We start from the raw sequence: 26422 nt of genomic DNA, 5'->3' as shown, positions 1-26422 counted from the left end.
CCGCCATGAAACGCGAAGCCTCCACCATCGCCAAGAACAAGAAGGCCTTCCACGAGTACGACATATTGGAGACCTACGAGGCCGGCATCGAGCTCACGGGCACCGAGGTGCGCTCGCTGCGCGAGAACCACTGCCAGCTCACGGACTGCTTCGCGCTCGTGCGCGACGGCGAGGTGTGGCTGCACAACGTGCACATCCCGCCGTATGCCAACGGCAACCTGGCCAACCCCGACCCCGACCGCAAGCGCAAGCTCCTGCTGCACAAGCGGCAGATCCGCCTTCTGCGCGAGCAGGTGAAGGAGAAGGGCATGGCCCTCGTGCCGCTGAAGATGTACTTCAAGGAGAACTCGCTCGTGAAGGTGGAGCTGGGCGTGGCGCGCGGCAAGAAGCTGCACGACAAGCGCGCGACCATGGCCGAGCGCGACTCCCGCCGCGAGATCGAGCGCGCGCTCAAGGAGCGCAGCCGCTAGGACGAAACCCGCGCCGCCCGAGCGACGGCGCCTTACGCGAAGGAGGCCTTCCATGGACTTGGACGATGAGCTTGAGAACATAGAAAACGGCGCCGAGACGGAGGCCGAGCAGATCGACGAGGAAACCGAGCTGGAAGACCTCGAGGAGTTCCAGGACGACGAGGAGTTCGACCCCAACGCCGGGGAGACCGACCTCGAGGAGGCCTACGAGGGCTTCTTCGCCGAGGAGGGCCCGGACGGCGAGGGCGAGACGTCGCCCTCCGGAGACGACGGCGGCTTGGCCGCGGTCGTCGAGCGCTCCACGGGCATCGACCTTTCCGAGGAGGGCTTCCACTTGGTGGACGGCGACGGGGAGGACCTCGAGGCGGAGCTGGGCGAGGAAGGCACCGTGGACGGCTACGACGGCGAGGAGCTGGCCGACGACACGGAGGACGTCACCGTGGTGGAGCCGGCCGACAACGAGGACGGCTACGAGCTGGTTGAGCTGGAGCTGGACGAGGACGACATCGTGCGCTACCTGGAGGACGAAGACGGCAACCGCATAGGCTTCGTGCTCATGGAGGACGGCGAGGAGTGCGAGTACCTCTACGTCGAGGACGACGAGGAGGATGCCGACGGTGCGGGGGAGGACGAGGACAACCCCTACGACCTGGGCATCACCAAGGAGGGCGTGGCCGAGGCAACCAACGACATGAACGCCATCTACAAGGACGGCATAGCCGTGGCGGCCGAGCTGAAGGACGCTTTCGACGACATCAAGAGCGCCTTCGACTTCTCGTTCCTGAAGCAGAAATAGGGCCGGCCGGGGCGTGCGGGGTGTGGCCGCCCTATCGAGGGTCGGCGAGCGTTCCGTGCGCAGCTCCCGGCGGCGTGGCCGCAACGCAAAGGAGCCCTGCCGGCATGCTGCCGGCAGGGCTCCTGCCTTTGGTTGGTGGAGGCGCGGAGAATCGAACTCCGGTCCATACTACCTCGTCCATGAGGCTCTACAAGCTTAGTCGGCGATCATCGTTCGGTTGCGCGCGGCCCGCCGACGGGCGTTGCGCTTCCTAGCCGGTTCAGTCTTTGCCCGAGCCATACCGGCTACGTGCCCGAGCGCGTTCCCCTAAGTTGATGCCGGACCGAGGGGCGGGGAAGTCCCAAGGCCGACAGCCAGGCGCTATTAAGCAGCCATGGCGAGCGCCGGAGCGCTCTGAGTCTTAGCTTTGCCAATTAAATTGACGTTACCCCTGTTTAACGTGGCGAGGAGACCACGACCTGCTCCTCATTTCAGACGTACCATGTCGAAACCAGTCGCCCCCGGATGCTTGCCGCGATGCCCGTGCCGGGCCGGCGCAGCCGTCGGGAGGGGATGGCCCCACCTTTTCAAGGATCGCGCCCGATGCCGGGCGCCCGCCGCGCCGAGGCGCTGCGGAACGTTCATTCTATCCTGCCACGCGCGTTTGTCAAGCACGGCGGTACGGCCGTTCGCAACCTGCGACCTTCATCCGAGCGTTGACGCACCCGGGGAAATGAGACTTTTCCCGTGGCGAATTTGTGACGAGTGTAACCTTCGGGCAGCGTTAGTCGTTTTGTTTACGAGGGATCGACGCTTCTCTTGGTACAATGCAACGGATACCCGAGAAGCCTGTTTCAGACGAGACAACCGAGTGTATGAGAGTCGCACATGAACGATAACAAGAACAGCAAAGCCCGGCATGCGCGCCACGCCGCCCCGGCCCCGCAGCCGGACGGCGGCGATGCGCAGGGAGGCCCGATGCCTGCCGGTCAAGCCGTGCCGCCGAAGCCGGAGACTCCCGGCTCGGCGGCTCCCGACAAGGACCCGGGGAAGGCAACCTCGGGCGCGCCGGCTCCCGGCAAGCCTGCCCCGGACCAGACCGCCGTCATGCCCCAGCCCGTGCGCCCCGTCATGCCGAACGCCAAGGCGAAGCCCGGCGGCCAGCCGGGCCAGCCTGCATTCGCGGGCGGCCCCATGCTGCCGGTGGACGTGAGCGAGGCGGACGCCAAGGGCGGCCGCAAGCCGCTCAAGGTGCTCGGCATCGTCCTCGGCGTGATCGTTGCTCTCCTGGCCGTGGTGTATTTGGCCGGGGCGCTCGTGTTCATGGACCGCTTTCTGCCGCGCACGACCGTGGGCGACCTCGACGTGTCGCTCAAGTCGTCCGCGGAGGTTCAGGGCCTGCTTGCCGACGTTATCGACGATTACGTGCTGAAGGTGGAGGGCCAGGGCTTCTCGCTCAAGCTGTCCGCGGCGGAGGCCGGCATGAGGCTGGACGGTCGGGCCGCCACCGATGCCATGCACGCCTCCGCGAACGTGTGGGCGTGGCCCATAGAGATACTGAAGGCCCATGACGAGAGCGACAAGCTCGCAGCCACGTACAACGAGAGCGGCCTGGGCGACACGGTGCGCGCCGCGGTGGACGAGTTCAACAAGACCGCCACCCCGCCCACGGATGCCGTGATCGCGTATAGCGAGGCCAAGGGCGCATTCGTGGTGGAGCCGGAAGCTGTGGGCACGGCGCTTAGCTACGATACCGTCATCAAGGCCGTGGACGACGCCGTGCTGGCCCTGCAGCCCGCGGTGAAGCTGGGAGCGGATGCCCTGCAGCAGCCCAAGGTGCTCTCATCCGATCCGAAGCTCACGGCTGCGGCCGAGCAGGCGAACACCATGATCAAGGCCGACCTCGTGCTCACGATGGCCGGCGACACGGCCGGCGAGGTGAACGCCGACCTCATCTCGCAGTGGGTGCGCCTGGGCGACGACCTCTCGGCCACGCTCGACGAGGCCGCGCTCACGGCCTGGGTCGACGAGCTGGCGGCCGCCTGCAACACGGTGGGCACGCAGCGCACCTACACGCGCCCCGACGGCAAGGTGGTCACGGTGGCGGGAGGCGTCTACGGCTGGAGCGTCGACCGCGACGCGCTGCTCAACCTGGTGAAAGAGTCCGTGGCGGCCGGCACCGTGCAGACCGCGGAGGTTCCCTGCACCACGGTCGGCACAGGTTACAACGGCGCGGGCGCGCAGGACTGGGGCCTGCGGTACTGCGACATCGACCTGGCCGAGCAGTACGCACGGTTCTACGATGAGACGGGTGCGCTCGTGTGGGAGTCGCCCATCGTGTCGGGCACGCCGAACGGGTCGCACGACACGCCGACCGGCGTGTACTGGCTCAACCAGAAGGCCAGCCCTTCGAAGCTCAAAGGGACGAACCTCGACGGCAGCAAGTACGAGTCCACCGTGCAGTACTGGATGCCGTTCGTGGGCAACGTCATCGGCCTGCACGATGCCGATTGGCAGTCCTCTTTCGGCGGTTCCCGCTACCGCGACGGCGCCGGCAGCCACGGCTGCGTGAACCTGCCGCCGTACAAGGCTGCCGAGCTGTACGGCATCATCCAGGCGGGCGACGTCGTGGTGAGCCACTGGTAGGATGCCTCGCCTGCCGGCCTTTCGGTCGGCAGGGCCGCCCGCTGTCGGGATCCTTTCGCACGGGGACCGTGATCGGGGCGGCCCATGGCGCGCCCGCCCTCACGCCACCGTCAGGTCGGCGCGCACGAGCGGCACGACGCGCGCCAGGTCGTCGGGCGCCATCTCCACCTGGCAGCCCAGGCGCCCGCCCGAGAACGCGATGCGGTCGAAGAGGTCCGCCGTCTCGTCGATGACGGTGGGGAGGGGGCGCCTCATGCCGATGGGCGAGCAGCCGCCGTGCACGTAGCCGGTGAGCGGAAGCAGCTCGCGCGCAGGGAGCATGGCCACGGCCTTCTCGCCCACGGCCAGGGCGGCCTTCTTCAGGTCCAGCTCGCATGCCACGGGAATCATGAACACGTAGTGCCCGCCCGACTTGGCCTGCGTGACGAGCGTCTTGAACACGCGGTCGGCCTCGAGGCCCAGAAGGTTCGCCACCTCCATGCCCGAGAGCGCCTCGGGACAGGTGAAGAACCGCGCCTCGTACGGCACGCACGCCGCGTCCAGCTCGCGCAGCGCGTTCGTCTTGCGGTCGTGGTCCTTCGGCATGGGTCCTTCCTTTCCAATCGGGCTGCTCCGATCCGGGTGGCCGCCGCGGTTCTCTCTCCGACGGCATAGCATGGGATCGGCTGGCCTGGGGATGCCCGCGGATTAGCGCCTCGCCCCAGCGGAGCCGCGCGTTTCGCGCCGTTCTCCCGGCATCCTGTTACTCAATTGTTGTTTTTATACAACTATAGGTTATAATCGACATGCCGGGTGCGGAAAGCATCGCGGGCCTCTACTCGCGGGGATCGATGCGGGGGATGCCCTCGAAGAACTCCGACAAGGTCATGTCGAAGCCGTTGGCGATTTTGGCGAGGTTCTGCAGCGTGACGTTGCGCCCGCCGACTTCGATGGAGGCAAGATAGGTGCGGTCCATGCCGATCTTCAGGGCGAACCGCTCCTGGCTTAGCCCGGCGGCGGCGCGCAGGTCCTTGATCCGCAACCCGACTTTTGTTTGCAGTAAGTTTCGCATGAACGAAGACTACGGGCGTGTTGTATGTATAACAACGGACTATATACAACATTGCCCAATCGTTGACCATTCGAAGGGCGCGAGGCGCCTTTCTTTGGCTCCTCGTTGTTGTATAAAAGCAACATCGAGGCAACTTACATATCTTGAGATGGCGTAATCGTCGCTAAGCGCGTTCCGCCGATCGACAAGAGGATGAATAGGTGCAGGCGATCTCTCTCGCGGCCATGGGTCGGGAAAGCAGAAGCATGCAGCTGTTCATCCTCTTTTCTTTTGGCGGAGCATCGACGCGGCGGGAAAGGGGCTGGCGATGTGGTACGTGGCGCAGGTGCAGGCGGGACGCGAGTCCGCGACGCGCGACCTCTGCCTTCGCCTGGTGTCCCCGGACGTGCTCGAGGAGTGCTTCATGCCCGAGTACGAGACCATGTGGCGCGTCCGCGGCGAGTGGAAGCTAGTGAGGCGCCTGCTGTTCCCCGGCTACCTGTTCTTCGTCACAGGCGATGCCGAGGAGCTCAACAAGGAGCTTCTGCGCGTGCCCCTGCCCATCCGCCTGCTGGGCAACGAGGAGAACTCGTTCTTCCCGCTGACGAAGAAGGAGCAGGACTGGTTCCTGTCGTTCATGGACGGCGAGCACATCGTCCGCATGAGCGAGGGCTACATCACAGGCGACAAGGTCACGGTGACGCGCGGTCCCCTCATAGGCCTCGAGGGCGACATCCGCAAGATCGACCGCCACAAGCGCCGCGCCTACCTCGACGTCACCCTCTTCGGCCGCACCGTGCCGGCAAGCGTCGGCCTGGAAGTTGTGAGGAAGACCGCGTGAGGCACCTGGACCTTCCGACGGGGGGGGGTGCTGACCGCTACGGTCGCAGCTTCGTGCAAGAACCGAACCAGATAGGCGAGTTGGCTCTCGACGCAGACGCTCCGTTGTGCGAGACGGCGGCCGGGGCGAAAGATGCTGAAGCACGTGTTGGGCATGTGTGCGACGATGCACGGCTCGCGTACCGCTTTGCGAAGAGGGCGTTCGACATAGTGCTCTCTCTGCGTGATAGCCGTGCTGCTGGCGCCCTCGCTCCTGCTGTGCCTGGCGATCCGCCTAGAGAGTCCGGGGTGTCCCATCTACTCCCAGAAGCGCGTGGGCCGCATCGGCAAAAGCGGCGAGGTGGAGACGTTCGACATGTACAAGTTCAGGAGCATGCACAAGGACGCCGACGAGCGCCTGGCCGACCTCAAGGACCTGAACGAGGCCGACGGCCCGCTCTTCAAGATCAAGGACGACCCCCGCGTGACCCGCATCGGCCGCTTCATCCGCAAGCACTCCATCGACGAGCTCCCCCAGTTCGTGAACTGCCTGCTGGGCCAGCTCTCCTGCGTAGGTCCGAGGCCGCCCTTGCCCTCCGAGGTCGCCCAGTACGACGAGCGCGCCATGCGCCGTCTCTCCGTGAAGCCCGGCCTCACCGGCTACTGGCAGGTGAGCGGCCGCAGCGACACGACCTTCGACGACATGGTGGACCTCGACCTCAAGTACATCGAGGAGCGCGGCGTGCTGACCGACTTCAAGGTGATCTTCAAGACGGTGGCCGTCGTGTTCACCGGCAAGGGAGCGTGCTAGGTGGCTGCCGAGCCCTGCGTCCAGGCCCCGCCGCGCGTGCCGGTCATCGGCGTGCCCATCACGGCGGTCGACCTCGAGGGGTGCGTTCGCTTCGTCGAGGAGAACCTCGACGCGATCCGGGGGAGCTACCTCTGCCTCTCCAACGCCCACACCACGGTCATGGCCCACGACGACCCGGCGTACTTCGAGGTGCAGGCGGGATCGCTGATGTCCCTGCCAGACGGCAAGCCCCTCTCCGTAATCGGGCGCAGGAGCGAGCCCTCGATGGGCCGCGTGACCGGCCCCGACTTGCTGCGGGCCCTGCTCGAGCGATCGCCGTCGCACGGTTGGTCCCATTACTTTTACGGTAGCACGCCGGAGAACCTCGGGCTCTTGGCGGCCGCCCTCGGGCGGGACTATCCGCGGGTTCGGGTCGTCGGCGCCGAGCCCTCGGTTTTCCGGGAGATCTCCGACGAGGAGGTGGGGGAGCTCGCGGAGCGCGTGGACGCCTCCGGCGCGGACTTCCTCTGGGTCGGCATCGGGGCCCCGCGCCAGGAGGCGCTCTGCGCGCGCCTCGAGGGCAGAACGCGCTGCCTCATGGCCGGCGTCGGCGGCGCGTTCAACATCCTGGCCGGGGTGGTGCCGGAGGCTCCAGGCTGGATGCAGCGGGCGGGGCTCGAGTGGCTCTACCGCCTTGTCCAGGAGCCCAGTCGGCTGTTCGAGCGCTACGCCGTCACCAACACGAAGTTCGTCTACTACGCGGCGACAGGGAAGAAAAGGATCTCTTAGATGCGGGCAATGGAAGGCAGGACCCTCATGATAACCGGCGGCACGGGCAGCTTCGGCTCCACCGTGCTCGACCACTTCGTCGGCTCGGACGTGGGCGAGGTGCGCGTGTTCAGCCGCGACGAGAAGAAGCAGGACGACATGCGCCACCGCCTGCAGGAGCGCGACCCCGGGCTCGCCGCGAAGGTGCGCTTCCTCATTGGAGACGTGCGCGACGAGCGCAGCGTCCGCGACGCGATGCGCGGGGTCGACTACGTGTTCCACGCCGCGGCGCTCAAGCAGGTGCCCTCCTGCGAGTTCTTCCCGATGGAGGCCGTGAAGACCAACGTGGTCGGCACCGACAACGTGCTCCACGCCGCCATCGACGAGGGCGTGCAGAAGGTCGTGTGCCTCTCCACCGACAAGGCCGCCTACCCCATCAACGCCATGGGCACCTCCAAGGCCATGATGGAGAAGATCATCTACGCCAACGCCCGCAACGGCGCGGGCCGGACCACCATCTGCTGCACCCGCTACGGCAACGTCATGTGCAGCCGCGGGTCGGTCATACCGCTGTTCATCGACCAGATCCGCGCCGGGCGGCCCGTCACGGTCACCGACCCGGCCATGACGCGGTTCCTCATGAACCTCGACGAGGCGGTCGACCTGGTGCTCTTCGCCTTCGGGCACGCCGAGCCGGGGGACCTCTTCATCCAGAAGGCGCCCGCCGCCACGGTGGGCGACCTCGCCGAGGCCGTGCAGGAGCTCTTCGGGCGCACGGGCACCAAGGTCATCGGCACCCGTCACGGCGAGAAGCTCTTCGAGACGCTCATGACGCGCGAGGAGCGCCTCCGGGCCGAGGACATGGGGGAGTACTTCCGCGTGAGGGCCGACACGCGCGACCTCAACTACGACAGGTTCACCGTGGGCAACGTGCGCACCCAGGCCGACGAGTCCTACACCTCCCACAACACCGAGCGGCTCGACGTGGCCGGTACCGTGGGGAAGATCGCGACCGCCTCCTACGTTCGCGAGGCGCTCGCCGGGCGGAAGGGGGACCTGCTGTGAGGGTGCTCGTGACCGGCGCCAAGGGCTTCGTGGGCCGCAACCTCTGCGAGTCGCTCAAGGCTGTCCGGGACGGCAAGGACCGCCGGCCGCGCTACGCCCCGCTGCTGCCGCTGGAGGTCTGGGAGCACGATCGGGGCTCCTCCCCGGAGGACCTCGACGCGTGGTGCGCGGGGGCCGACTTCGTCTTCAACCTCGCCGGCGTGAACCGGCCCGACGACCCCGCCGAGTTCATGGAGGGCAACCTCGGGTTCGCCTCCGAGCTCCTGGGGCTCCTGGAGCGCCATGGCAACGCGTGCCCGGTCATGCTCGCCTCCTCCGCGCAGGCGTCGCTGGAGGGCCGCTACGCCGGAAGCGAGTACGGTAGGTCCAAGCTCGCGGGGGAGGAGCTGTTCCGCGACCACTCCGAGCGCACCGGCGCGAAGGTGCTCGTCTACCGCTTCCCGAACCTCTACGGCAAGTGGTGCCGCCCGAACTACAACTCCGCCGTGGCCACGTTCTGCCACAACGTCGCGCGCGGGCTTCCCGTGAGGGTCGACGACCCCTCGACGGAGCTGGAGCTCCTGCACGTCGACGACCTCGTCGCCGAGATGCTCGAGGCCCTGCTCGGGAACGAGTCCCGCGGCGACGACGGCCTCTGCCATGCCGGCCCGACCGACAGGGCCACCCTCGGGGAGATCGTGGCCCTGCTCGAGTCGTTCCGGGACTCGCGCGCCACCCTCGTCGTCCCCGACCAGTCGGAGGGCTCCTTCTCCAAGAAGCTCCACTCGACGTTCCTTTCGTACTACGAGCCCGAACGCCTCTCGTACCCCCTCGACCCCAAGTCCGACGAGCGCGGCTCCTTCTGCGAGGTCCTGCGCACCCCCGACCGCGGCCAGGTGTCCGTGAACGTCTCCAAGCCCGGCGTGACCAAGGGCAACCACTGGCACTGCATGAAGTGGGAGAAGTTCCTCGTCGTCTCCGGCGAGGCGTCGATCCGCCTGCGCCGCGTGGGCCTCGACGAGGAGGGGAGGCCTTTTCCGACCGTGGAGCACCGCGTTTCCGGCGGGCGCCCCGAGGTCGTGGAGATGGCGCCGGGCATGACCCACTGCATCGAGAACCTCTCGGCCGAGCGCGACCTCGTGACCCTCATGTGGGCCAACGAGCCCTTCGACCCCGAGGACCCCGACACGTTCTTCGAGGAGGTGGATCTATGAGGACGGACTTCTCCGACGTCTCCTTCAAGGGCGACGGCCGCCTCAGGCTGCTCGTGATCGTGGGCACGCGCCCCGAGGTCATCCGCCTGTCCGAGACGGTCAAGAAGTGCCGCGAGCACTTCGACTGCCTGCTCGCGCACACGGGGCAGAACTACGACTACTCCCTGAACGGCGTCTTCTTCCGCGACCTCGAGCTCGGAGACGCGGACGTCTACCTGGATGCCGCGGGGGAGGACCTCGGCGAGACGATCGGCGCCATAGTCGAGTCGAGCTACAAGCTCATGGCCGCCGTCCGCCCCGACGCGCTCCTGGTCCTCGGCGACACGAACTCGTGCCTGTCGGCCATCCCCGCCAAGCGCCTGCACATCCCCATCTTCCACATGGAGGCGGGCAACCGCTGCAAGGACGAGAGGCTCCCAGAGGAGACGAACCGTCGCATCGTCGACATCATATCGGACGTCAACCTCGCCTACTCCGAGCACGCTAGACGGTACCTCGCCGAGTGCGGATGCGCCCCCGAGCGCACCTTCGTGACCGGCAGCCCCATGGCCGAGGTGCTGCGCGCGAACCTCCCGAGGATCGACGCGAGCGGCATCCTGGGCGGGCTCGGCCTCGAGCCCGAGCGCTACATGCTCCTCTCCGCCCACCGCGAGGAGAACGTCGACGACGCGGCGAGCCTGCGCTCGCTCTTCGGCGCCGTGAACGCGCTCGCGGAGCGCTACGGCATGCCGATCCTCTACTCCTGCCATCCGCGCAGCCGCAAGAGGCTCGCCGAGGCCGGCCTCGCGCTGCACCCCCTCGTGCGCATGCACGAGCCGCTTGGCTTCCACGACTACAACAAGCTGCAGTCGAGCGCGTACTGCGTCGTCTCCGACTCGGGGACGCTGCCCGAGGAGTCGTCCTTCTTCGCCTCGATCGGCCGCCCCTTCCCGGCGGTGTGCGTGCGCACCTCCACCGAGCGCCCCGAGGCCCTCGAGAAGGCCTGCTTCGTCCTGGCCGGCATCGACGAGCGGGGCCTCCTGCAGGCCGTGCGCACCGCCGTCGCCCTCGAGGAGGCCGGCGACGGCGGCATCCAGGTGCCCGACTACGCCGACGAGAACGTGTCGGCGAAGGTCGTGAGGATCGTCCAGTCCTACGCCGGCGTCGTCGACAAGACGGTGTGGCGGAAGGGCTGACGTGAGATACGTCCAGATCAACTCCTTCTACAACGGGTCGACCGGCACCATCATGCGCGGCCTGCACAAGGAGCTGCTCGAGCAGGGCCACGACTCGTACGTCTTCTGGGGGCGCCGCCACGAGACGGTGTCCGACCATGAGCGGCGCTGCGCCTCGAAAGCGGGGGTCTGCTTGCACGGGGCGCTGACGCGCCTGACCGGCCGCGCGGGCTTCTACTCGAGGCGCGACACGGCGAGGCTGCTCGCGGAGCTCGACCGGATCGACCCCGACGTGGTGCACCTGCATAACGTCCACGGCTACTACGTCAACGTCGAGATGCTCTTCGAGTGGCTGGCGGCGCACCGCTGCCAAGTCAAATGGACCCTCCACGACTGCTGGGCGTTCACGGGCCACTGCGCGCACTTCACATATGCGAAGTGCGCGCAGTGGCAGTCCCGCTGCGCGTACGAAGAGCCCTGCTGCCAGCTGTTCACGTACCCTAAGACGATCTCCAAGCGCTCCTGCACGCGGAACTTCGACGACAAGAGGTGCCTCTTCAACCTCGTCCCCGCCGAGCGCATGGAGCTGATAGCCCCCTCGCAGTGGCTCGCCGACCTCGTGGGCGAGTCCTTCCTCTCGAAGTACCCGGTCACCGTGAGGCACAATGAGATCGACCGCTCCGTATTCAAGCCGACCCCCAGCGACTTCCGCGAGAGGTACGGCATCGGCGACCGCTTCATGGTGCTGGGCGTGGCGAGTCCGTGGACGGAGCGTAAGGGGCTTGGGGATTTCGAGTGGTTGGCCGCCAACCTAGACGAGCGCTACGCCGTTGTATTGGTGGGTCTGAGTTCCAAGCAGATGAAGCAGCTCCCCGCCAACGCCGTTGGCCTTGGGCGCGTAGACGGCCCTGCTGAGCTTGCCGGTATATACACCGCTGCAGACCTGTTCGTGAACCCGAGCCGCGAGGAAACCTATGGGATGACCGTTGCCGAGGCCGCCGCCTGCGGGACACCCGTGGCCGTTGTCGAGGGAAGCGCTTGCGTTGAGGTCGCAGAGGCCTCGGGGGCGGAGGCGCACGTCATAGCCGCCGACCTCTCCGACCTGCGTGCGACTGTCATTCGGCTGGGGGGGGGGTGCCTCGTCGTGATGCTTGAGCGCACCGAGAGCCATGGGCAGCTGGCGGCGATCTATACCGCCGCGGACCTCTTTCTCAATCCCACGCGAGAGGACAACTACCCCACGATGAACCTGGAGGCCGAGGCTTGCGGAACGCCGGTATGGACGTACGGCACGGGCGGATGCGCGGAGACCCTTACCTTGCGCGAGAGCAGGGTTCTGCGATGAACGCCGGTGCCCGTCTTCTCATATACGACACGTCAAACTTCGAAGACTTCCCGCTCGGAGGGCAGCTGACAAGCGTCAAGGGCTTCCTACGCAATCTGGCGGAAGAGCACCCCGATGTTGCTGAGCGCACGGTGCTCATCGGCGTTACGCTCGACGGGGGCGCCGTCGGCAAGCTTGGCTCCGTGGAGCTCTTCGGCATGGCTTTTGCCTTTCTGCCCGTCTGCCTTGCTGAGCGCGACCAGAGCCACACAAGGCGCTCGCTTAGATTCGAGTATGCCAAGGGCCTCCTGCGGAACCTTGGCCGGCTCCACCTGACCGGCAACGACGTCAACTACATTCACACCCCCGAGGCGTTTTCCTTCATCCGACTGCGCGGCGGACGGAGGCGCTACGTCTTCTCGCATGGCAGCTTCGTCGGGATGTCCAGGAACCTGCGGTTCTTCTCCGGCTCCCCCGTGGCGGCGGCTTTTCAGCACTACATGACGCACGTTATCAAGGCTGCCGACGGGCTGTTCGTACTCGACCGTGGGACTCAAGCGGAATACGAGAGGCTGAACGACAACGTGAGGCTCGTCGGGAATTCGATAACGTATCGCGAGGGGGTCAAGAGAGCTTTCGATCCAAATGCCGTGAGGCTGCTCTTCGTCGGGCGCTTCTCGGCTGTGAAGGGCATCCCCGCCATCATTGAAGCTGCGGAGTCCGACGCCCGCGTGGCCTCGCTCACGCTTGTTGGAGCCGGGGAGCTCGATGACGACCTTCGTTCAATCCCGACGGCGAAGGTGCGCTTCACAGGAGCCCTTGCGCACGATGAGGTTCTCGACGAGATGAGGCACGCCGACGTCCTCGTTATGAACTCCAGCCATGAGGGCATCCCAATGACCATCTTAGAGGCCTTGGGGATGGGGCTGCCGGTTGTCACCACCGCCGTCGGCGGCATTTCCGAGGTCTTGGAGTTTGGGGTTACTGGCGAGAGCGCCGACGGGACTGCGGAATCGATTCGAAGGGCGGTCGAGCGCGTCGCCAATAGCTACCAGCTCTATTCGCTAAATGCGTATAAGGCCTCGGAGCAATACCTGTACACGGCTGTGAACGAGAGGGTCCTGTATGCGCTCTTGGGTGGGGAGGCACTATGGAGGGCATAGCGTCGAAGACAGATGACGTGCGGCGCACCTCAACGACCGGAGCATCCTATAGGCGGCGAGTGATCGGTCTTTCTTCCATCGCCTCTTTCCTTTTTGTTGCCACCTATGCGCTGAAGGCGCTTACCGACGGGCTTTACGTTGCCCACGACGTGGAGTCAGCGCTTGTCGACGTCAAGTACCTGACGGCTCTCCTCGCGGTGCTTTGCTCTTTACCATCGGTGCTTCGCTCGAAGCGTGAGGTGTTTGGGGAGCCTTTCAAGAAGCTGCTCGTCGTTTTATTCGCCTTCATCATCTTCACCTGCCTCGTCATGTTGATCAGGGGGGCTGTCAACACGACCTGCCTGGGGCTTTTGCTCAAGATGGCCATCCCCATCTTTCTTGCCTACTGCATGCTGAATTGTCTCAGCGAGGATCAGATCTATCGGGATATGGTAGCGATCCTCGTCTTCTCCATTATCGGTTATGGACTTGAGATAGGTTTCGAAAGCCTGTCCTTCGATGCCCTCTTTTCGGCAAGCATCGAAGACTCCGAGTCCGTAACCGAGTCGAGTCATGCCGCCAGTAACGCCATCATGCTTTGCTTCTACTTCTGCTACTTCAGGAAGAACAAGGTTTGGGTCGTTCTGAGCATTCTCTTTGCGATATTCGTGTTCAAACGCCTCATGATTGTTTACGCGATAGCCGCGTTCATCCTGCCGTTGGTTTTCGACCCTGACAGGCGCATCAAGAAAGGCTGGGCCGTTTTCTTCAAACTCGCTTTCTTCCTAGCGGCCTTTGCGTGGCTCTGGCTCCTTCTGCCAGAGAACAGCATACTCTTCTACGGCCTGTTCGGCGAGACCCAGTCCGACTTCACCTCCGGTAGAAACCAGATGCTCGTAAATGCGCTTTCACATAACTACGTGATGTACGGCTTCGGATCCATCCAGGCCTTTGCGGGAAGGGGCATCGAGATGGACTTCGCCAGGCTCATCCTGGAGGTTTCTCCCTTAGGCCTTGCGCTGTTCATCTGGCTTTACTGGGATATGGCCTGCAACCGCCTTTACGGGACGTTCGTGATGACCTTCGTCATGGCCCAGATGCTTTTCGCTGACTCTCTCGGAACCAACTTCGCCTGGACCCTGCTTATGATTCTTATGGGGCTTATGGCGAAGCGCCCCGCGAGCGGACGTCTTTTTCGTATCCACCTTGCAGGCGACAATGCCTGCTCAGCAGAGAAGGGCGGAGGGCCTCGATGAGCGAGCCAGGAAAAAAGGTGCTTGTTTGGGGCCTCACTTCGAACGTCGGCGGCCTGGAGATGGTTGTCAAGAACTACGTCGGGCGCATATCCCCCTCGGACGTGCGTTTCGACTTCGTGACCACGCACGAGAGCATGGCCTTCGAAGACTGGGTCCTGGAGTTAGGAAGCGAGGTGCTCTATCTGCCTTCGCGCTCAAAGGATCCGATTGGTTACAAGCAGGCCATTGACAGGTTTTCCAGCGAGTGCTTAGGCTCATATGATGCCGTTTGGCTCAACGACTGCAGATGGGGCAACCTCGACATTCTCGTTAAGGCGAAGAAGGTCGGGGTACCGCGGCGCATCGCCCACGCGCACAACACTCGCGACATCGCCGACGGTCAAGTCAGGATCTTGAGGCACAAGGCGAACCGGATCCGCATTGCCTCGCTGGCCACGGACTTCTGGGCGTGCTCGTTGGCGGCGGCTAAGTGGTGCTTCAACGAATCCCAGCTTGAATCCCAGCGCTTCCGAGTTGTCCGGAACGCCGTGGACGTCGGTCGCTTCTCGTTCGACGAAGAGACAAGAACGCGCATGCGCAGACAGCTGAGGCTCGGCGACCTGCCTACCTACATCAACGTAGGCAGGCTCGATCATCAGAAGAACCAGGCCTTTCTCCTAGAGGCCTTCAAGGAGTTGCTTGCTTTACAGCCGGAGAGTGTGCTGCTGCTTGTTGGCGGCGGGCCTGACGAAGGGGCACTTAGGGCCAAGGCGAGAGATCTAGGCCTGGGCGACAGCGTGCTGTTTCTCGGGTTCAGAAGCGACATACCCGAGCTGCTCTGCTCCGCCGACTGCTTTATGATGCCGAGCCTGTTCGAAGGCCTGAGCCTCGTCCTTGTTGAGGCTCAGGCATCGGGCCTTCCTTGCCTGTGCTCGGATGCTATCACGCCCGAGGTTGCGATTCTCGGCTCGCTTGAGAGGATCCCGCTCTCCACTGGGGCGATGGCCTGGGCAAAGCGAATGGCCTCGGCTGAGTTGCCCGCCGACAGGAAGGCCGGAGTCGCTGCGGTGAGAGCCGCGGGCTACGATATAGACGCGGAGGCTGCAAGGCTTGCCGAGTTCTTCGCCTCGGGCGGTGCACGGTTCGAGCCCTCAGCGGTATTGAGCAGAAGGGAGGGCTAGACTGATGCCCATGCTTTACTCGGTGATAGTCCCGGTGTACAACGTGGAGGCGTATCTTCGCGAGTGCGTGAGCTCGGTTAGGGCGCAGACGTATCCGGACTGGGAGCTTGTCCTCGTGGATGACGGCTCGACGGATTCCTCGCCTGCGATCTGCGACGAACTTGCGGAGGAGCTAGGGGAGCAGGCCTGCGTTGTCCATCAGGACAGCGCAGGCCCGCTCGCCGCCCGGCGAGCGGGCCTGCGGGCGGCGAAGGGCGACGCCTTTGTCTCGCTTGATTCCGACGATGCCCTTCGCTCCGACGCGCTTGAAATGATCGATGCAGCCTTTCGGTCGGGTGAGGATGTCGACGTTGTCGCGTACGGCTACAGCAGGGACAGGGGCTTCTCCACGATGGTCGCGGCTCCCTTTGACTCCGCCGGGCACTTCACGAGGGCCGACCTTGTGCGAAGGTCGTGCCTTCCGCCCACATTGTTCTCAATGTGGGCGAAGGCGGTTCGCCGCAGGGTCATGGATTTGGATGCCGACTATTCCGATTACTTCGGCCTCAGCTTCGCCGAAGACCTCCTGCAATCGCTGCCCATAGCCGATGCCGTGCGAAGAGGCTACTACATCGATGAACCTCTGTACTACTACCGGGTCAACACGGCAAGCCTTACGAGGAAGTTCGACCTCAGGCAACTCGATGCACGCGAACTGGTGCATAAGATCCACCTTGGGTACGCCAGGCGATGGGCCGAGGAACTTGGAGACACCTCGCTTGTCGCGGGCGTGCAGATGACGGGACTTAAGTCCTACGCCGAAATCGCTCAGGGCGTCTGCGAGGTCTTGCCCAAGGCAGAAGCAATGAATTGTCTTTGCGAATTTTCCCAAGACCCAACCTTCCTCGAGTACTATGCGCTTCCCTGCTGCCTTGACGGCATCCGTAGGGACAGGCGCTTGATTCTCAGGATGCTCTCCTCGGGCCATTTCGACGTCATCTGGGCCATGGCGAAAGCGAAGGCCGCCCTGCATAAGATCTCGAGGAGATGAGGTGCCGCAGCGTGGCTAAGCTGTTGCCGACCAACACGTCGATGTCGTGCATGAAGCATGGGAGACATCTTGTCGATTTTTTCTACTAAAGAGAACGCGGGCCTGACCAAGAATCTGGCGTATGCGGCGACTGCGCAGGGTATGGGCTTTGTCTCCAGCATTGTCATGTCCCTGGTGATACCGAAGGTGCTGGGCCTTGAGAACTACGCCTATTGGCAGATGTTCACGCTCTATTCCTCGTACACTGGCTTTGCCGCCTTGGGCGTCAACGACGGAATATACCTCCGGCTCGGCGGGATGAGGTACGGGGAGCTGGACAAGAGCGGGCTCAAGGCTCAGCTTTCCGTTATCGGGATTTCCCAGGTGACTGTCGGTGCGCTTTGCCTTGCTACGCTACTCGCGTCAGGTATCTCAGGGGATCGATTGCTGGTGTTCCTTGTGGTGATCGTCTACGGGCTGCTCGCCAACAACTTCGTCTGTCTAGGTTACGTTTTTCAGAGCGTGAACCTGACGCAGGTGTCTTCCCTGGCTAGCTTCTTCAACAAGGTGCTGTTCCTGCCCCTGCTGGCCTCTTTCATCGTCCTGGACATTGACAGCTACATTTCGGTGGTCGTTGCCTTCATTCTGTGCCAGCTCGTTGCGTTCGCATACCTTCTCGTCTGCGCGCGCGATGTCATCCGGGCTCGGTGCGGGTCTCTTTCCAAGGCGGCCCGCACCTGCGCTGCCGACGTAAGGGCGGGTGCAAAGGTTATGGTCGCCTATTACGCGGACTCTCTCGTGGTCGGTTTCACGCGCATGCTTACCGACTGGCACCTTGGCCTCGCTGTGTTTGGTAAGCTGTCCTTCTCCTTCTCCCTCATCAACTTCGCCCTCAACTTCGTCGGGCAGTTCGCTATGGTGGCGTTCCCCGTGTTGAAGCGTCTCGGCGAGGAGGGCAAGCGCGAGAAGTACCTGGAGATCCGCTCGGTGCTGCACTGCTTCCTACCTGCGGTGTACCTGGGCTATGCCCCCGTTCTGCTCATCCTGGGCTGGTGGTTGCCTGAGTACAGGGAGAGCCTTGCCTATCTTGGCCTGGTCCTGCCCGTATGCGTCTACAGCTGCAAGGCGAATATCCTGTTTAGCACCTATCTCAAGATGTCGCGTGACGAGGGCTTGCTGTGCGCCGTGAACGTTGCGACAATGGTTGCGAACGCCGCCCTATCTGCCACTGCGATTCTGGGAACTGGGAGCGTGGGGGCCGCATCCGTGGGTATCGTTGCCTCACTGGCGGCGAGGGACTTCGCTTTCGAGAGAATTATGGCTGGCCGCTACGGAGAGCCATACGTGCGGGACTGCGTCCTGGAGGCGGTTATTTCGGCTGTGTTCATGGCGGCGTCGTGGTTCTTGGCCGCCTGGAGCGTGTTGCCCGTGGCGGCTGCACTTGCCGCGTTCTGGTGGGTCGAGAGGGGCCAGGCGGCGCCGTTGGCGCGAGGCCTTGCTGTCAGGCTGCGAAGGGAGAGAGGCTCTGAACAACAATATGGGTAGAAAATCACGATAATCAACTCGCCATCAGGTAAAACATCGTAGAGTGATCACTTCTTTGATAACCAAACTCCTGATCAGGTCCGAATCTGGGCACAACATTTTACGCTTTGGACAGGGCGGTTTTTCACAAATTTGATTGTCAGCGTCCCTTGGGCGTGTCTAAGCATGTCCACGCCCAGGCAGAAGTCAATGTTTTCCAGATGCCGGTTGATCGTCTTCTAAGCCTGACCTGGGCTCTTGAGCGCCGCTAATGATTGGATTGTTGCACATCATGCTACAATCCAATCATGAAAGCAATCGATCAGAGGACATGATGTCGATTACGCACGGTACTCGTGACTGATCGCCAGTTCATCATCCATAACCTGACAACTGGTCTCGACGGTAAGCGCGCAGTACTCGAGCAGGCAGGAGATGAGTGCGACGGCTTACGTATCGGCTATACCGCTTTTGGAGAGCGCCATTGCGAGCGCCGAGGTTCCATCGAGCGTCATTTGCACGTCGCGCAGCTCGTCGAGGGCCTCTAGTCGCGATGCTATAACGGGCCTTTGCCGATACATCTATTCTCCTTTGAATGTCTGGATGTACGGAGAATATCACTTATAACGGGGTGTTTCAATCGGAGCATCTGTGCGAGCTTCTTTTGCCGTAGGACGCTGTCGTGCGCATTTGCGAGCGGTTCGACGTGCAGCCGGGGGCATCATGGAGTATATTCCCGACTAGGCTAGGCTTATGTGGGCAGTGGAGGCCGAGGATGATTTCGCCCATGGTAGGAGGTATATGGCGCTTCACCGTGTGGAGGATCACACGGTGAAGGTTGGCCGCATTTTCTATACAGCGCAGAATCACGCCCGGCTCGTGTAGGCCGGGCGTTTCGCTCTTTACCTGATGAAGTTCGTCATTACCTTGGGCTCCACTTCGGGGGCCGGCACCTGGGCTGTGGCCTTCAGCAGCCAGGCCATGTTCCTGCCCAAAACGCGCATGATCTGCAGGCCCTCGGCGTCCTGCGCCACGTCGTCGGCGGTCTTGCCGTGGACCATGGGCCAGTAGTTCGACGAGACCACCGGCATACAGCTGATCTGGAAGTACTTGTTCACCTGGTCGATGGCGGGCGTCGTGCCGGCGCGGCGGGCGGAGGCGACGGCGGCCGCGGGCTTGAAGCGCAACCGCGCGCTCGCGGCGTAGAACATGCGGTCGAGGATGGCCAGCAGGGCGCCGTTCGCGCCGGCGTAGTAGACGGGCGTGCCCACCACCAGGCCGTCGGCGGCCTCGGCCTTCGCTATGAGTCCGTTCACCACATCGTCGTCGAAGATGCAGCGGGCGTCGCCGCGCTTGGCGCAGCCGCCGCAGCCGAGGCACCCGCGCACGGGCTCGCGGCCGATCCAGGCGATCTCGGTTTCCACGCCCTCGGCCTCGAGCGCGCCGGCTACCTCGGCCAGTGCGGTGTGCGTGCAGCGTTCCTCGTTCGGACTTCCGTTGATCAGCAGGACTTTCATGGGGGTGCCTTCCTCTCGCGTGGTCGTTCCTGTTTTGCTCATGTTCCAGATTAGCAGAAACTATGGCAGCCCGGTACCGATGGCGAACAATGGCTGGGGCCTTACGTTATACTGGCCGCATGGACGACATGCAGACAACCTTCCCGGTATCCGGCGCAACCGCGGTGCCATCCTCGGCCCCGGAACCCACGGCGCCCGCGCCCACCTTCGACGACGCGCCCATCGGCGTGTTCGACTCCGGGTTCGGCGGCCTCACCGTGGCGCGCGAGCTGGCGAAGGCGCTTCCGCGGGAATCCATCGTGTACCTGGGCGATTCTGCGCGGTGCCCCTACGGGCCGCGCACGCTGCAGGAGGTAGACGGCTTCGTGCAGCAGATCGGCGGCTGGCTGGTGGACCGCGGTGTGAAGATGGTGGTCATCGCCTGCAATACGGCCACGGCGGCCGGGTTGGCGCACGCGCAGAGGACGTTCCCCGTGCCGGTCATCGGCGTGGTGGAGCCGGGCGCGCGGGCGGCGGCGCACGCCACGAGGAACAACCGCGTGGGCGTTGTGGCCACGAAGGCCACGGTGGAGTCGAACGCGTACACGTTGGCCATCCGGCACCTGGACGCCGGCATCACCGTGTTCTCCACGGCCACGCCGCGCTTCGTTGAGATTGCCGAGCAGGGCATCCGCATGGCGGAAGGGCCGCTGGAGAACTATACGTCGCTCGCGTCGAAGGTGTACATCCGCCCGGCGTTCGAGGAGATCGCGCGCGAGTACCTGGAGCCGCTGCGGCGCGCGGGCGTGGACACGCTCGTGCTGGGCTGCACGCATTTCCCGCTGCTCAAGGCGCTGATCGGCGGGGTTATGGGGCGCGAGGTCACGCTCATCTCGTCGTCGACGGAGGCAGCGCGCGACGTGGCCGAGATCCTGGCCCGCCGCGGCGCCTATGCGCGCGTCGACCACGAGGCGCGCTACGAGTTCTACACGACGGGCGACGACCTGGAGGAGTTCCGCGGCTTCGGAAGCCGCGTGTTCCGCGAGCCTATCGACACGGTGGCGCACGTCGACCTGGCTTGACGGTGCCGCAGCGAGGAACGCGGAGTCCAGGCGGGCAGTAAAAGACGATGACGCACTGCAGTTTGCCACGGTGCGCGGCAGGGAAGGGGAACTGATATGAAGACGGTGGTGCTGGCCACGAACAACGCCCACAAGGTGGCGGAGATCGCCACGGCGCTGGACTTCCCGGGTTGGGAGTTCCGCACGCTGCGCGAGCTGGGCATCGAGTCCGACCCGGCGGAGGACGCCGACACGTTCGAGGGCAACGCGCGCATCAAGGCCCGCGCGGCACACGAGGCCTCCGGCGGGCTCGCGGCGCTGGCTGACGACTCCGGCCTGGTGGTGGACGCGCTCGACGGCGCACCCGGCGTGCACTCGGCCCGCTATGCCGGCGAGCCGTGCGACGACGCCGCGAACAACGCCAAGCTGCTCGCGGAGCTGTCCGACGTGCCGGACGCCGAGCGCACCGCCCGCTTCGCAAGCACGCTCGTGTTCGTGGACGAGGACGGCTCGGAGATCGTGGCGGAGGGTGCGGTCGAGGGCCGCATCGGGCACGAGGGACGGGGAAGCGAGGGCTTCGGCTACGACCCGCTGTTCCTGCCGGACGTGTTCGGCGGCGCCCGCACGCTCGCCGAGGTCGACCGCGACGAGAAGAACGCCGTGTCCCACCGCGGCAACGCCCTGCGCCAATTGCGAGCGAAGCTCGAGGAAGCCGGCGGCGCCAACGCCTAGGGCGAGGCTAGGCTAGGCCATCCGGCAATGCCGGCGAGCGCTTCGGCGGGCGGGATGCCGTCGGCTCCGAGCCGCGCGACCCCTTTTCCGCCTTCTGAGCAGAGTGCGCTTGGGAGCGCGGAGAAGATGCGGAGACGCCGGAAACGTCGATGAAGCCGCTGTCGCCATGACGGCGGCTTCTGCTATAATGACCCCTGCTGTTCAGCGTCGGGGCGTGGCGCAGCTTGGTAGCGCGCCTGCTTTGGGAGCAGGATGTCGCAGGTTCAAATCCTGTCGCCCCGACCATTCCCTCTTTCAATCATCACCAATCTACTTCGACCTTCCTTGGCGTATGGGGGCCTGGTTTTGCGGTCCGGCAACGTTTTGGGGTTTGCGGCAGGGTGTCTCATACCATGCAGGCCAACAGACAAACGCGGCGGTTGGAGTTGCCATGGTGCATAGGGATGGGCGAGGAGCGGAAGAGCGGGGCGGGATCGTGCGGGTGCTGGAGAGCCGGTTCGCGCAGCATCCCGAGCGGCATCCAGGCGTCGACTGGGATAACGTGTGGGCTCGCCTGGAGGTGCAGCCAGGGAAGCTGCGCGTGTTGCAGGGTATGGAGAACACTGGCGGCGAACCCGATGTCGTCGATGTCGACGAGCGTACGGGAGGACTCGTCTTCTTCGACTGCTCGCCCGAGAGCCCGATCGGTCGGCGCAACCTCTGCTTCGATGATGCGGCCCTTGCTGCGCGCAAGCGGAACAAGCCGCGCGGCAGCGCCATGGGCGAAGCCGAGCGGCTGGGCATCGAGCTTCTGACGGAGGGCCAGTACGCCCTGCTGCAGAGCCGCGGCGAGTTCGACCAGAAGACGTCAAGCTGGCTTGCCACGCCAAAGGACGTGCGACAGCGCGGCGGCGCCCTCTTCGGCGACCGGCGGTTCGGTCGCACGTTCGTCTACCACAACGGCGCCGAGTCGTACTACGCCGTCCGCGGCTTCCGTGGCCGCCTGTGCGTTTGAAACGCCCCCTGCGTCACCCCAGCCCCTGGTCCACGTCGAAGTAGCCCTTCCAGGGGTCGGGGGCGGCGGCGCGTGCGAGGGCGGCTTCCAGGTGGATGGCGTCGGGGGCTACCGTGTCCAGCTCGTCCCAGGCGAGGGGGGCCGACACGGGCGCACCCGACCTCGCGCGCAGGGAGTAGGGGGCCACGCTCGTGGCGCCGCGGCCGTTGCGCATCCAGTCGATGAATATCTTGCCGTTGCGCTTGGCCAGGCGCACGTTGCTGGTGTAGCGGTCGGGCCACTTCTCGGCCATCACCTGCGCCATGCGGCGCGCGAACTGGCGGAACGCGTCCCAGGACGAGGCGGGCTCGAACGGCACCACCACATGGTAGCCCTTGCCCCCGCTCGTCTTCAGGAACGACGTGAGCGACAATTCGTCCAGGAGGCCCTTAAGGTCGCGCACGCCGCGGCGCACCTGCTCGAGGTCGAGGCCCTTGTCGGGATCGAGGTCGAACACCATCGTGTCGGGGTGCTCGAGCTCGTCCACCCGGCTGCCCCACACGTGGAACTCCATGGTGTCCATCTGCGCCTCGGACACGAGCCCCGCGGCGCTCTCCAGGTAGAAGTACTCCTCCGTCCCGCCGTCGCTTGCAGGGACGTCGATGGTGACTATCCCGGAGCTGCCGGGACCCGGGTGCTTCTTGAAGAAGCAGGCCGAGCCCACGCCGCGCGGGCAGCGCACGATGCTCAGGACGCGGCCGCCCACGTAGGGCAGCATGCGCTCGGCAACCTGCGCGTAGTACCTGACCATCTGCTCCTTCGTGATGCCGCTCTCGCCGAACATCACCTTGTCGGGGTTCGTGACGGTCACGCCGTCGATGACGAGGCCGCTTTTCCTGCTCGCGGTAACCATGGGACGCTCCAATCGGTCGGGGGAGTGCGGATCGGACGACGGCCACGCGGAAGGGCTCGCCGCCGCTTGCGGGGATGCCGCCTGTTGGCGGGCGGCTGCCGGCTCCACGCCGTCCGCGGCCGCCGTGGCAGGGGAGGGCCTCGCGTCATCGTCGGCGGGCCCGTCCTCGTCCGGTTCCTCGCGCCGCACGGCGCGCGGATCCTTGTCGGCGCGCAGGCCCAGGTAGCTGGGGTGGCGCAAGAGCCCGTCCTGCGTCCATTCGGCGAATCTGACCTCGGCTACCAGCTTCGGCTCGAGCCAGGCCGCCTGCTCGTGCGGTCGCGGCTTCGGCGGGTTCTCGAACGGCGCGTCGGCGCGCTGCAACCCCTCGAAGGCCTCCTCCAGCTCGCGTGCCTCGGCTGCTCCCAGGCCCGATCCCACGCGGCCGACGTAGCAGAGCCCGCTGCCGTCGTAAGCGCCCAGCAGCAGCGAGCTTACGCCCGTGCGGTTCTTCTCGGAACGCGTGTAGCCGCCGACGACGAATTCCTGGCGATGGTCGCACTTCAGCTTGATCCAATCGCCGTTGCGCACGCCGCGGTAGGGCGCGTCGGCGCGCTTGCCCACCACGCCCTCGAGGCGCAGCTCGCAGGCGGCGCGCAGGCTGTCCTCGCCGTGCCCGCGCACGTGGCTGCTGTAGCGTGCGTCGGCGGGCGCGCCTTCCAGCAGCTGCTCGAGCGCCTCCTTGCGCTCCAGCAGGGGGCGGTCCCGCAGGTCCGCGCCGTCAAGCGCCAGCAGGTCGAACACGAGGTAGGCGGGCTGCGGGCCGCCGGGGTTGCGCAGGAAGTTCTGCAGGGCCTGGAAGTCGGTGCGACCGTCCGCGTCGATCATCGCCACCTCGCCGTCCAGCACGAACGCGCGGCCGGCGGACCAGTCGGCAAGCTCGTCGGCGATGGCGGGGAAATGCCCGGTGTAGTCCTTGCCGTTGCGGCTGACCAGCCGCGCGCGGTTCTCCTCCACGAACGCGAGCATGCGGTAGCCGTCGTATTTCACCTCGTACAACCACCCGTCGCCCTTCGGCGCCGAGGCCACGAGCTTCGCCAGCTCCACGTCGGCCCGTTCGAAGGGGTTGCGCGCGAGCCGCCCGTCGCCGCCGGACGCTATCTCGTCCATGGTGCGGCCCGTGCGCACGCTCGTGTCATAGCCGGCGATGCCGGGTTCGGCCTGCACGTGCCCGTCCTTCTCCTTGATGAGGAGCCAGTTGTCTCCATGCTCGCCCGGCTTGGGCTTCAGCCGCACGAGCACCCAGGCGCCTTTGAGGCGCCGGCCGTCCAGCGCGAACTTCAACTCGCCGTCGCGCAGGCCCGCGTCGACGTCGCCGAGCGGCTCCCAGAACCCCTCGTCCCAGAGCATCACCGTGCCGCCGCCGTACTCGCCCTGCGGGATGGTTCCCTCGAAGTTGCGGTACTCCAGCGGATGGTCCTCCACGTGCACGGCAAGCCGCTTGTCGTGCGGGTTGTACGAGGGCCCCTTGGGCACCGCCCAGCTCAGCAGCACGCCGTCCCATTCCAGGCGCAGATCGTAATGGTCGCGGCGGGCCAGGTGGTGCTGCACGAGGAACCGCAGGCGCTCCGCGGGCTCGCCGGGCTCGCCTTCCGGCTCGGCGGTTCGGTTGAAATCGCGCTTCTCGTTGTAGGCGCTCAGCTTCGCGGGCACGGCGGATACCTCCGCATCTTCCGGGTTTTACTTGGATGCTCGATATTCTCGCTCGCAGGGGGCCATCTTGCGGTACAATAATCGCCGCGTTACGCGGGTGTGGTTCAATGGTAGAACCTGAGCCTTCCAAGCTCATGACGCGGGTTCGATTCCCGTCACCCGCTCCACGGAAACACGACGGCCCTACCAATTGGCGGGGCCGTTTTCGATTGCCGGGGTTGGGGGATTGGCGCAAGCTGGATTCGGTCTGGCTCGACGCAGGGCGCTTGGTAGCTTGGGTTTCGCGGTATGCCGCGCTCAGCCTGCTTTCCCGCGCAGGTAGGCGATGATGTCGTCGGACTCGTACATCGGCTTGCTGCCGATGACGAGGCAGGGAACCTGCTTCTTGCCGCCGATGTGGATGAGGTCGTTCTGGTTGCCGGGCTGGAGCGTGTCGCGCATATCCAGGTTGATCTTGTTGTCCTGCATGAAACGCAGCACTTTCTGGCAGTAAGGACACGATTTCTTGTAGTACAGGGTGTGGTCTTCCAGATAAGGCATAGACGTTCCTTTCCTCATCGCTCGAGCAAGCGGCCTCGACGATATATATGAACGGAAACTTTATCATAGGCGAGCAGTCCGATTTGTTTGCAGCCGAGGGCCAACTTGTTGCCGAGCGGTTTACTTTATTAAGATAAAGCAAAGGGGCGTCCGCCCCTTTGCGAGGGATGCGCACAGGACGGCATACGGCGGGGGGCCGGGGTGGAAGCCGAGGGCTGGGCGGCCTGGAAACCGGAGCTGGCAAGCTGCATGGCTGTCGCGTCGGTGCGGCGCGCGTCGGCGGGTGCGCCGCGAGAAGGGGTGCAAGGTTTCGGCAGGGCAGAGGATCGGAAACCAGATGGCAAAAAAATTCTCAAAAATACAAAACTTATGATATACTTTAAAATTTTTTCAAACAGGCATAAAAAAAGCCGCCTTCCGAGGGGGAGGCGGCTGGTGATTCCTGGTGCGCCCGGCAGGACTCGAACCTGCAACCGACGGATTAGAAGTCCGTTGCTCTATCCATTGAGCCACGAGCGCGTTTGCTTCGGCATCGGTATTATACCGTAAAACGCGCGCGTGCATCCTGCGGAGCCGAGAAAGGCCGACGAAGCCCCCTCTGTGGAGAAACCGCACGTGAAAACCTCGTTTCATGCGAGCTTCACCAAGTGGAAGAGCGGAAGCCCTCGCCGTGTCCGCCCAGCAGGCGGCCCATCGATGAGCCGTTTGCGCTAAGAATGCATCTTTGGCCTCGTTTATGCATTCCCATTTATCAGCGTGTCGCAGGGTGGGGGGACGGTCGCCCTGCAGTCGGGTCGAAAAAGCGCTGTTCCGTTCGATTTACCGCTCCGTCGCAGTAAAGTGTATGTGAAGAAAATGTGAATAAGAGGTCATCTAAAAGCAACCGTTCA

The 26422-nt window shown here is 64.7% G+C and carries 25 protein-coding genes, 3 tRNA genes and 1 other RNA gene; 21 read left to right on the top strand and 8 right to left on the bottom strand.

The genetic code is table 11. The annotated features are described in order from the left end of the window. Positions 1 to 5: 5 nt before the first annotated feature. Together smpB and K9U15_RS08720 are read left to right on the top strand one after the other, a co-directional pair. Complete coding sequence (gene smpB, locus K9U15_RS08725; RefSeq protein WP_096226801.1) at positions 6 to 470, top strand: SsrA-binding protein SmpB; 465 nt, start codon at positions 6 to 8, stop codon at positions 468 to 470. Between the two features lie 52 nt (positions 471 to 522). Then, entirely contained in the window at positions 523 to 1266 is a 744-nt protein-coding gene (locus K9U15_RS08720) for a hypothetical protein (protein ID WP_096226799.1), read from the top strand. Positions 1267 to 1399: 133 nt separating this feature from the next. Here the strand turns inward: K9U15_RS08720 and ssrA are convergent. Further along, positions 1400 to 1768: a transfer-messenger RNA gene (gene ssrA, locus K9U15_RS08715) on the bottom strand. 365 nt (positions 1769 to 2133) lie between these two features. Between ssrA and K9U15_RS08710 the strand changes: the two genes are divergently transcribed. Continuing rightward, complete coding sequence (locus tag K9U15_RS08710; RefSeq protein ID WP_241557699.1) at positions 2134 to 3891, top strand: L,D-transpeptidase family protein; 1758 nt, start codon at positions 2134 to 2136, stop codon at positions 3889 to 3891. 99 nt (positions 3892 to 3990) lie between these two features. On the opposite strand, the gene K9U15_RS08705 is transcribed toward K9U15_RS08710, so the two are convergent. Both K9U15_RS08705 and K9U15_RS08700 read right to left on the bottom strand, forming a co-directional pair. Further along, positions 3991 to 4476: an aminoacyl-tRNA deacylase gene (locus tag K9U15_RS08705; RefSeq protein WP_096226798.1), complete on the bottom strand. Its 486-nt coding sequence runs from the start codon at positions 4474 to 4476 to the stop codon at positions 3991 to 3993. Between the two features lie 229 nt (positions 4477 to 4705). After that, the gene (locus K9U15_RS08700; protein WP_231897325.1) at positions 4706 to 4912 is read right to left on the bottom strand and encodes a helix-turn-helix domain-containing protein; all 207 of its coding nucleotides are present in this window, start codon (positions 4910 to 4912) and stop codon (positions 4706 to 4708) included. Positions 4913 to 5249: 337 nt separating this feature from the next. Between K9U15_RS08700 and loaP the strand changes: the two genes are divergently transcribed. The 13 genes from loaP (at position 5250) to K9U15_RS08640 (ending at position 18146) form a co-directional block, all read left to right on the top strand. After that, positions 5250 to 5762, top strand: coding sequence for an antiterminator LoaP (gene loaP / locus K9U15_RS08695; protein WP_123673818.1), 513 nt, complete (start codon positions 5250 to 5252; stop codon positions 5760 to 5762). A gap of 27 nt (positions 5763 to 5789) precedes the next feature. Continuing rightward, entirely contained in the window at positions 5790 to 5837 is a 48-nt protein-coding gene (locus tag K9U15_RS14530; RefSeq protein ID WP_367316813.1) for a Vmc-like lipoprotein signal peptide domain-containing protein, read from the top strand. A gap of 147 nt (positions 5838 to 5984) precedes the next feature. Beyond that, complete coding sequence (locus K9U15_RS08690) at positions 5985 to 6551, top strand: sugar transferase (protein ID WP_301155898.1); 567 nt, start codon at positions 5985 to 5987, stop codon at positions 6549 to 6551. Next, positions 6552 to 7319 (top strand): WecB/TagA/CpsF family glycosyltransferase, encoded by a 768-nt coding sequence (locus tag K9U15_RS08685; protein ID WP_096226794.1) that lies wholly within the window; start codon positions 6552 to 6554, stop codon positions 7317 to 7319. Beyond that, positions 7320 to 8363 (top strand): polysaccharide biosynthesis protein, encoded by a 1044-nt coding sequence (locus tag K9U15_RS08680; protein WP_087190863.1) that lies wholly within the window; start codon positions 7320 to 7322, stop codon positions 8361 to 8363. Further along, positions 8360 to 9556: an NAD-dependent epimerase/dehydratase family protein gene (locus tag K9U15_RS08675; protein WP_123673820.1), complete on the top strand. Its 1197-nt coding sequence runs from the start codon at positions 8360 to 8362 to the stop codon at positions 9554 to 9556. The genes K9U15_RS08680 and K9U15_RS08675 overlap by 4 nt, the downstream gene beginning before the upstream one ends. Further along, entirely contained in the window at positions 9553 to 10731 is a 1179-nt protein-coding gene (locus tag K9U15_RS08670; RefSeq protein ID WP_123673822.1) for a UDP-N-acetyl glucosamine 2-epimerase, read from the top strand. Before K9U15_RS08675 ends, K9U15_RS08670 begins: the two co-directional genes overlap by 4 nt. 1 nt (position 10732) lies before the next feature. Then, positions 10733 to 12055: a glycosyltransferase gene (locus K9U15_RS08665; RefSeq protein WP_301155897.1), complete on the top strand. Its 1323-nt coding sequence runs from the start codon at positions 10733 to 10735 to the stop codon at positions 12053 to 12055. Continuing rightward, positions 12052 to 13197, top strand: coding sequence for a glycosyltransferase family 4 protein (locus tag K9U15_RS08660; protein WP_161959736.1), 1146 nt, complete (start codon positions 12052 to 12054; stop codon positions 13195 to 13197). Before K9U15_RS08665 ends, K9U15_RS08660 begins: the two co-directional genes overlap by 4 nt. Beyond that, on the top strand, positions 13185 to 14432 hold the full coding sequence (locus K9U15_RS08655) for a hypothetical protein (RefSeq protein WP_301155896.1): 1248 nt from the start codon (positions 13185 to 13187) through the stop codon (positions 14430 to 14432). The genes K9U15_RS08660 and K9U15_RS08655 overlap by 13 nt, the downstream gene beginning before the upstream one ends. Further along, complete coding sequence (locus K9U15_RS08650) at positions 14429 to 15592, top strand: glycosyltransferase (protein ID WP_123673828.1); 1164 nt, start codon at positions 14429 to 14431, stop codon at positions 15590 to 15592. Before K9U15_RS08655 ends, K9U15_RS08650 begins: the two co-directional genes overlap by 4 nt. A gap of 4 nt (positions 15593 to 15596) precedes the next feature. After that, complete coding sequence (locus tag K9U15_RS08645; RefSeq protein WP_301155007.1) at positions 15597 to 16622, top strand: glycosyltransferase family 2 protein; 1026 nt, start codon at positions 15597 to 15599, stop codon at positions 16620 to 16622. A 57-nt stretch (positions 16623 to 16679) separates the two neighbouring features. Further along, positions 16680 to 18146 carry a hypothetical protein gene (locus K9U15_RS08640; RefSeq protein ID WP_123673834.1) on the top strand — a complete coding sequence of 489 codons (1467 nt, stop codon included), beginning with the start codon at positions 16680 to 16682 and terminating at the stop codon, positions 18144 to 18146. Between the two features lie 428 nt (positions 18147 to 18574). On the opposite strand, the gene K9U15_RS08635 is transcribed toward K9U15_RS08640, so the two are convergent. Next, a complete protein-coding gene (locus K9U15_RS08635; protein WP_274542442.1) occupies positions 18575 to 18706 on the bottom strand; it encodes a hypothetical protein in 132 nt (43 codons plus the stop codon). Positions 18707 to 19027: 321 nt separating this feature from the next. Then, positions 19028 to 19642 (bottom strand): flavodoxin family protein, encoded by a 615-nt coding sequence (locus K9U15_RS08630; RefSeq protein ID WP_096226771.1) that lies wholly within the window; start codon positions 19640 to 19642, stop codon positions 19028 to 19030. 119 nt (positions 19643 to 19761) lie between these two features. Here K9U15_RS08630 and murI point away from each other — a divergent pair, with 119 nt between their 5' ends. The 4 genes from murI to K9U15_RS08610 all read left to right on the top strand — a co-directional run bounded on the left by murI (position 19762) and on the right by K9U15_RS08610 (position 22408). Beyond that, a complete protein-coding gene (murI, locus tag K9U15_RS08625; protein WP_096226769.1) occupies positions 19762 to 20703 on the top strand; it encodes a glutamate racemase in 942 nt (313 codons plus the stop codon). A 96-nt stretch (positions 20704 to 20799) separates the two neighbouring features. Next, on the top strand, positions 20800 to 21414 hold the full coding sequence (gene rdgB / locus K9U15_RS08620; protein WP_096226767.1) for an RdgB/HAM1 family non-canonical purine NTP pyrophosphatase: 615 nt from the start codon (positions 20800 to 20802) through the stop codon (positions 21412 to 21414). Between the two features lie 208 nt (positions 21415 to 21622). Further along, positions 21623 to 21699: transfer RNA gene (locus K9U15_RS08615), tRNA-Pro, on the top strand. Between the two features lie 145 nt (positions 21700 to 21844). Then, positions 21845 to 22408 (top strand): DUF4256 domain-containing protein, encoded by a 564-nt coding sequence (locus K9U15_RS08610; RefSeq protein ID WP_161959738.1) that lies wholly within the window; start codon positions 21845 to 21847, stop codon positions 22406 to 22408. A 13-nt stretch (positions 22409 to 22421) separates the two neighbouring features. On the opposite strand, the gene ligD is transcribed toward K9U15_RS08610, so the two are convergent. After that, positions 22422 to 24992 (bottom strand): DNA ligase D, encoded by a 2571-nt coding sequence (gene ligD / locus K9U15_RS08605; RefSeq protein ID WP_123673838.1) that lies wholly within the window; start codon positions 24990 to 24992, stop codon positions 22422 to 22424. 93 nt (positions 24993 to 25085) lie between these two features. Between ligD and K9U15_RS08600 the strand changes: the two genes are divergently transcribed. Beyond that, positions 25086 to 25159, top strand: a tRNA-Gly gene (locus K9U15_RS08600). Between the two features lie 130 nt (positions 25160 to 25289). On the opposite strand, the gene K9U15_RS08595 is transcribed toward K9U15_RS08600, so the two are convergent. Both K9U15_RS08595 and K9U15_RS08590 read right to left on the bottom strand, forming a co-directional pair. Further along, complete coding sequence (locus K9U15_RS08595; RefSeq protein ID WP_087192277.1) at positions 25290 to 25532, bottom strand: glutathione S-transferase N-terminal domain-containing protein; 243 nt, start codon at positions 25530 to 25532, stop codon at positions 25290 to 25292. Between the two features lie 443 nt (positions 25533 to 25975). Continuing rightward, positions 25976 to 26051: transfer RNA gene (locus K9U15_RS08590), tRNA-Arg, on the bottom strand. Positions 26052 to 26422: the final 371 nt, after the last annotated feature.

The organism is Gordonibacter sp. RACS_AR68 (genome assembly GCF_030418485.1).
In the GTDB taxonomy this organism is placed as follows: domain Bacteria; phylum Actinomycetota; class Coriobacteriia; order Coriobacteriales; family Eggerthellaceae; genus Gordonibacter; species Gordonibacter urolithinfaciens.
The sequence above is the reverse complement of the archived record's forward strand: the minus strand, read 5'-3'. Positions and strand labels throughout refer to the sequence as shown.

What these genes read in the sequence shown, in the direction of transcription:
- K9U15_RS08655 (WP_301155896.1), top strand. Translation starts at nt 13,185, where the DNA reads ATGGAGGGCATAGCGTCGAAGACAGATGACGTGCGGCGCACCTCAACG.
- K9U15_RS08705 (WP_096226798.1), bottom strand. Translation starts at nt 4,476, where the DNA reads ATGCCGAAGGACCACGACCGCAAGACGAACGCGCTGCGCGAGCTGGAC.
- K9U15_RS08650 (WP_123673828.1), top strand. Translation starts at nt 14,429, where the DNA reads ATGAGCGAGCCAGGAAAAAAGGTGCTTGTTTGGGGCCTCACTTCGAAC.
- murI (WP_096226769.1), top strand. Translation starts at nt 19,762, where the DNA reads ATGGACGACATGCAGACAACCTTCCCGGTATCCGGCGCAACCGCGGTG.
- K9U15_RS08670 (WP_123673822.1), top strand. Translation starts at nt 9,553, where the DNA reads ATGAGGACGGACTTCTCCGACGTCTCCTTCAAGGGCGACGGCCGCCTC.
- K9U15_RS08640 (WP_123673834.1), top strand. Translation starts at nt 16,680, where the DNA reads ATGGGAGACATCTTGTCGATTTTTTCTACTAAAGAGAACGCGGGCCTG.
- rdgB (WP_096226767.1), top strand. Translation starts at nt 20,800, where the DNA reads ATGAAGACGGTGGTGCTGGCCACGAACAACGCCCACAAGGTGGCGGAG.
- K9U15_RS08720 (WP_096226799.1), top strand. Translation starts at nt 523, where the DNA reads ATGGACTTGGACGATGAGCTTGAGAACATAGAAAACGGCGCCGAGACG.
- K9U15_RS08595 (WP_087192277.1), bottom strand. Translation starts at nt 25,532, where the DNA reads ATGCCTTATCTGGAAGACCACACCCTGTACTACAAGAAATCGTGTCCT.
- smpB (WP_096226801.1), top strand. Translation starts at nt 6, where the DNA reads ATGAAACGCGAAGCCTCCACCATCGCCAAGAACAAGAAGGCCTTCCAC.
- K9U15_RS08680 (WP_087190863.1), top strand. Translation starts at nt 7,320, where the DNA reads ATGCGGGCAATGGAAGGCAGGACCCTCATGATAACCGGCGGCACGGGC.
- K9U15_RS08660 (WP_161959736.1), top strand. Translation starts at nt 12,052, where the DNA reads ATGAACGCCGGTGCCCGTCTTCTCATATACGACACGTCAAACTTCGAA.
- K9U15_RS08630 (WP_096226771.1), bottom strand. Translation starts at nt 19,642, where the DNA reads ATGAAAGTCCTGCTGATCAACGGAAGTCCGAACGAGGAACGCTGCACG.
- K9U15_RS08645 (WP_301155007.1), top strand. Translation starts at nt 15,597, where the DNA reads ATGCCCATGCTTTACTCGGTGATAGTCCCGGTGTACAACGTGGAGGCG.
- K9U15_RS08710 (WP_241557699.1), top strand. Translation starts at nt 2,134, where the DNA reads ATGAACGATAACAAGAACAGCAAAGCCCGGCATGCGCGCCACGCCGCC.
- loaP (WP_123673818.1), top strand. Translation starts at nt 5,250, where the DNA reads ATGTGGTACGTGGCGCAGGTGCAGGCGGGACGCGAGTCCGCGACGCGC.
- K9U15_RS08635 (WP_274542442.1), bottom strand. Translation starts at nt 18,706, where the DNA reads ATGTATCGGCAAAGGCCCGTTATAGCATCGCGACTAGAGGCCCTCGAC.
- K9U15_RS08610 (WP_161959738.1), top strand. Translation starts at nt 21,845, where the DNA reads ATGGTGCATAGGGATGGGCGAGGAGCGGAAGAGCGGGGCGGGATCGTG.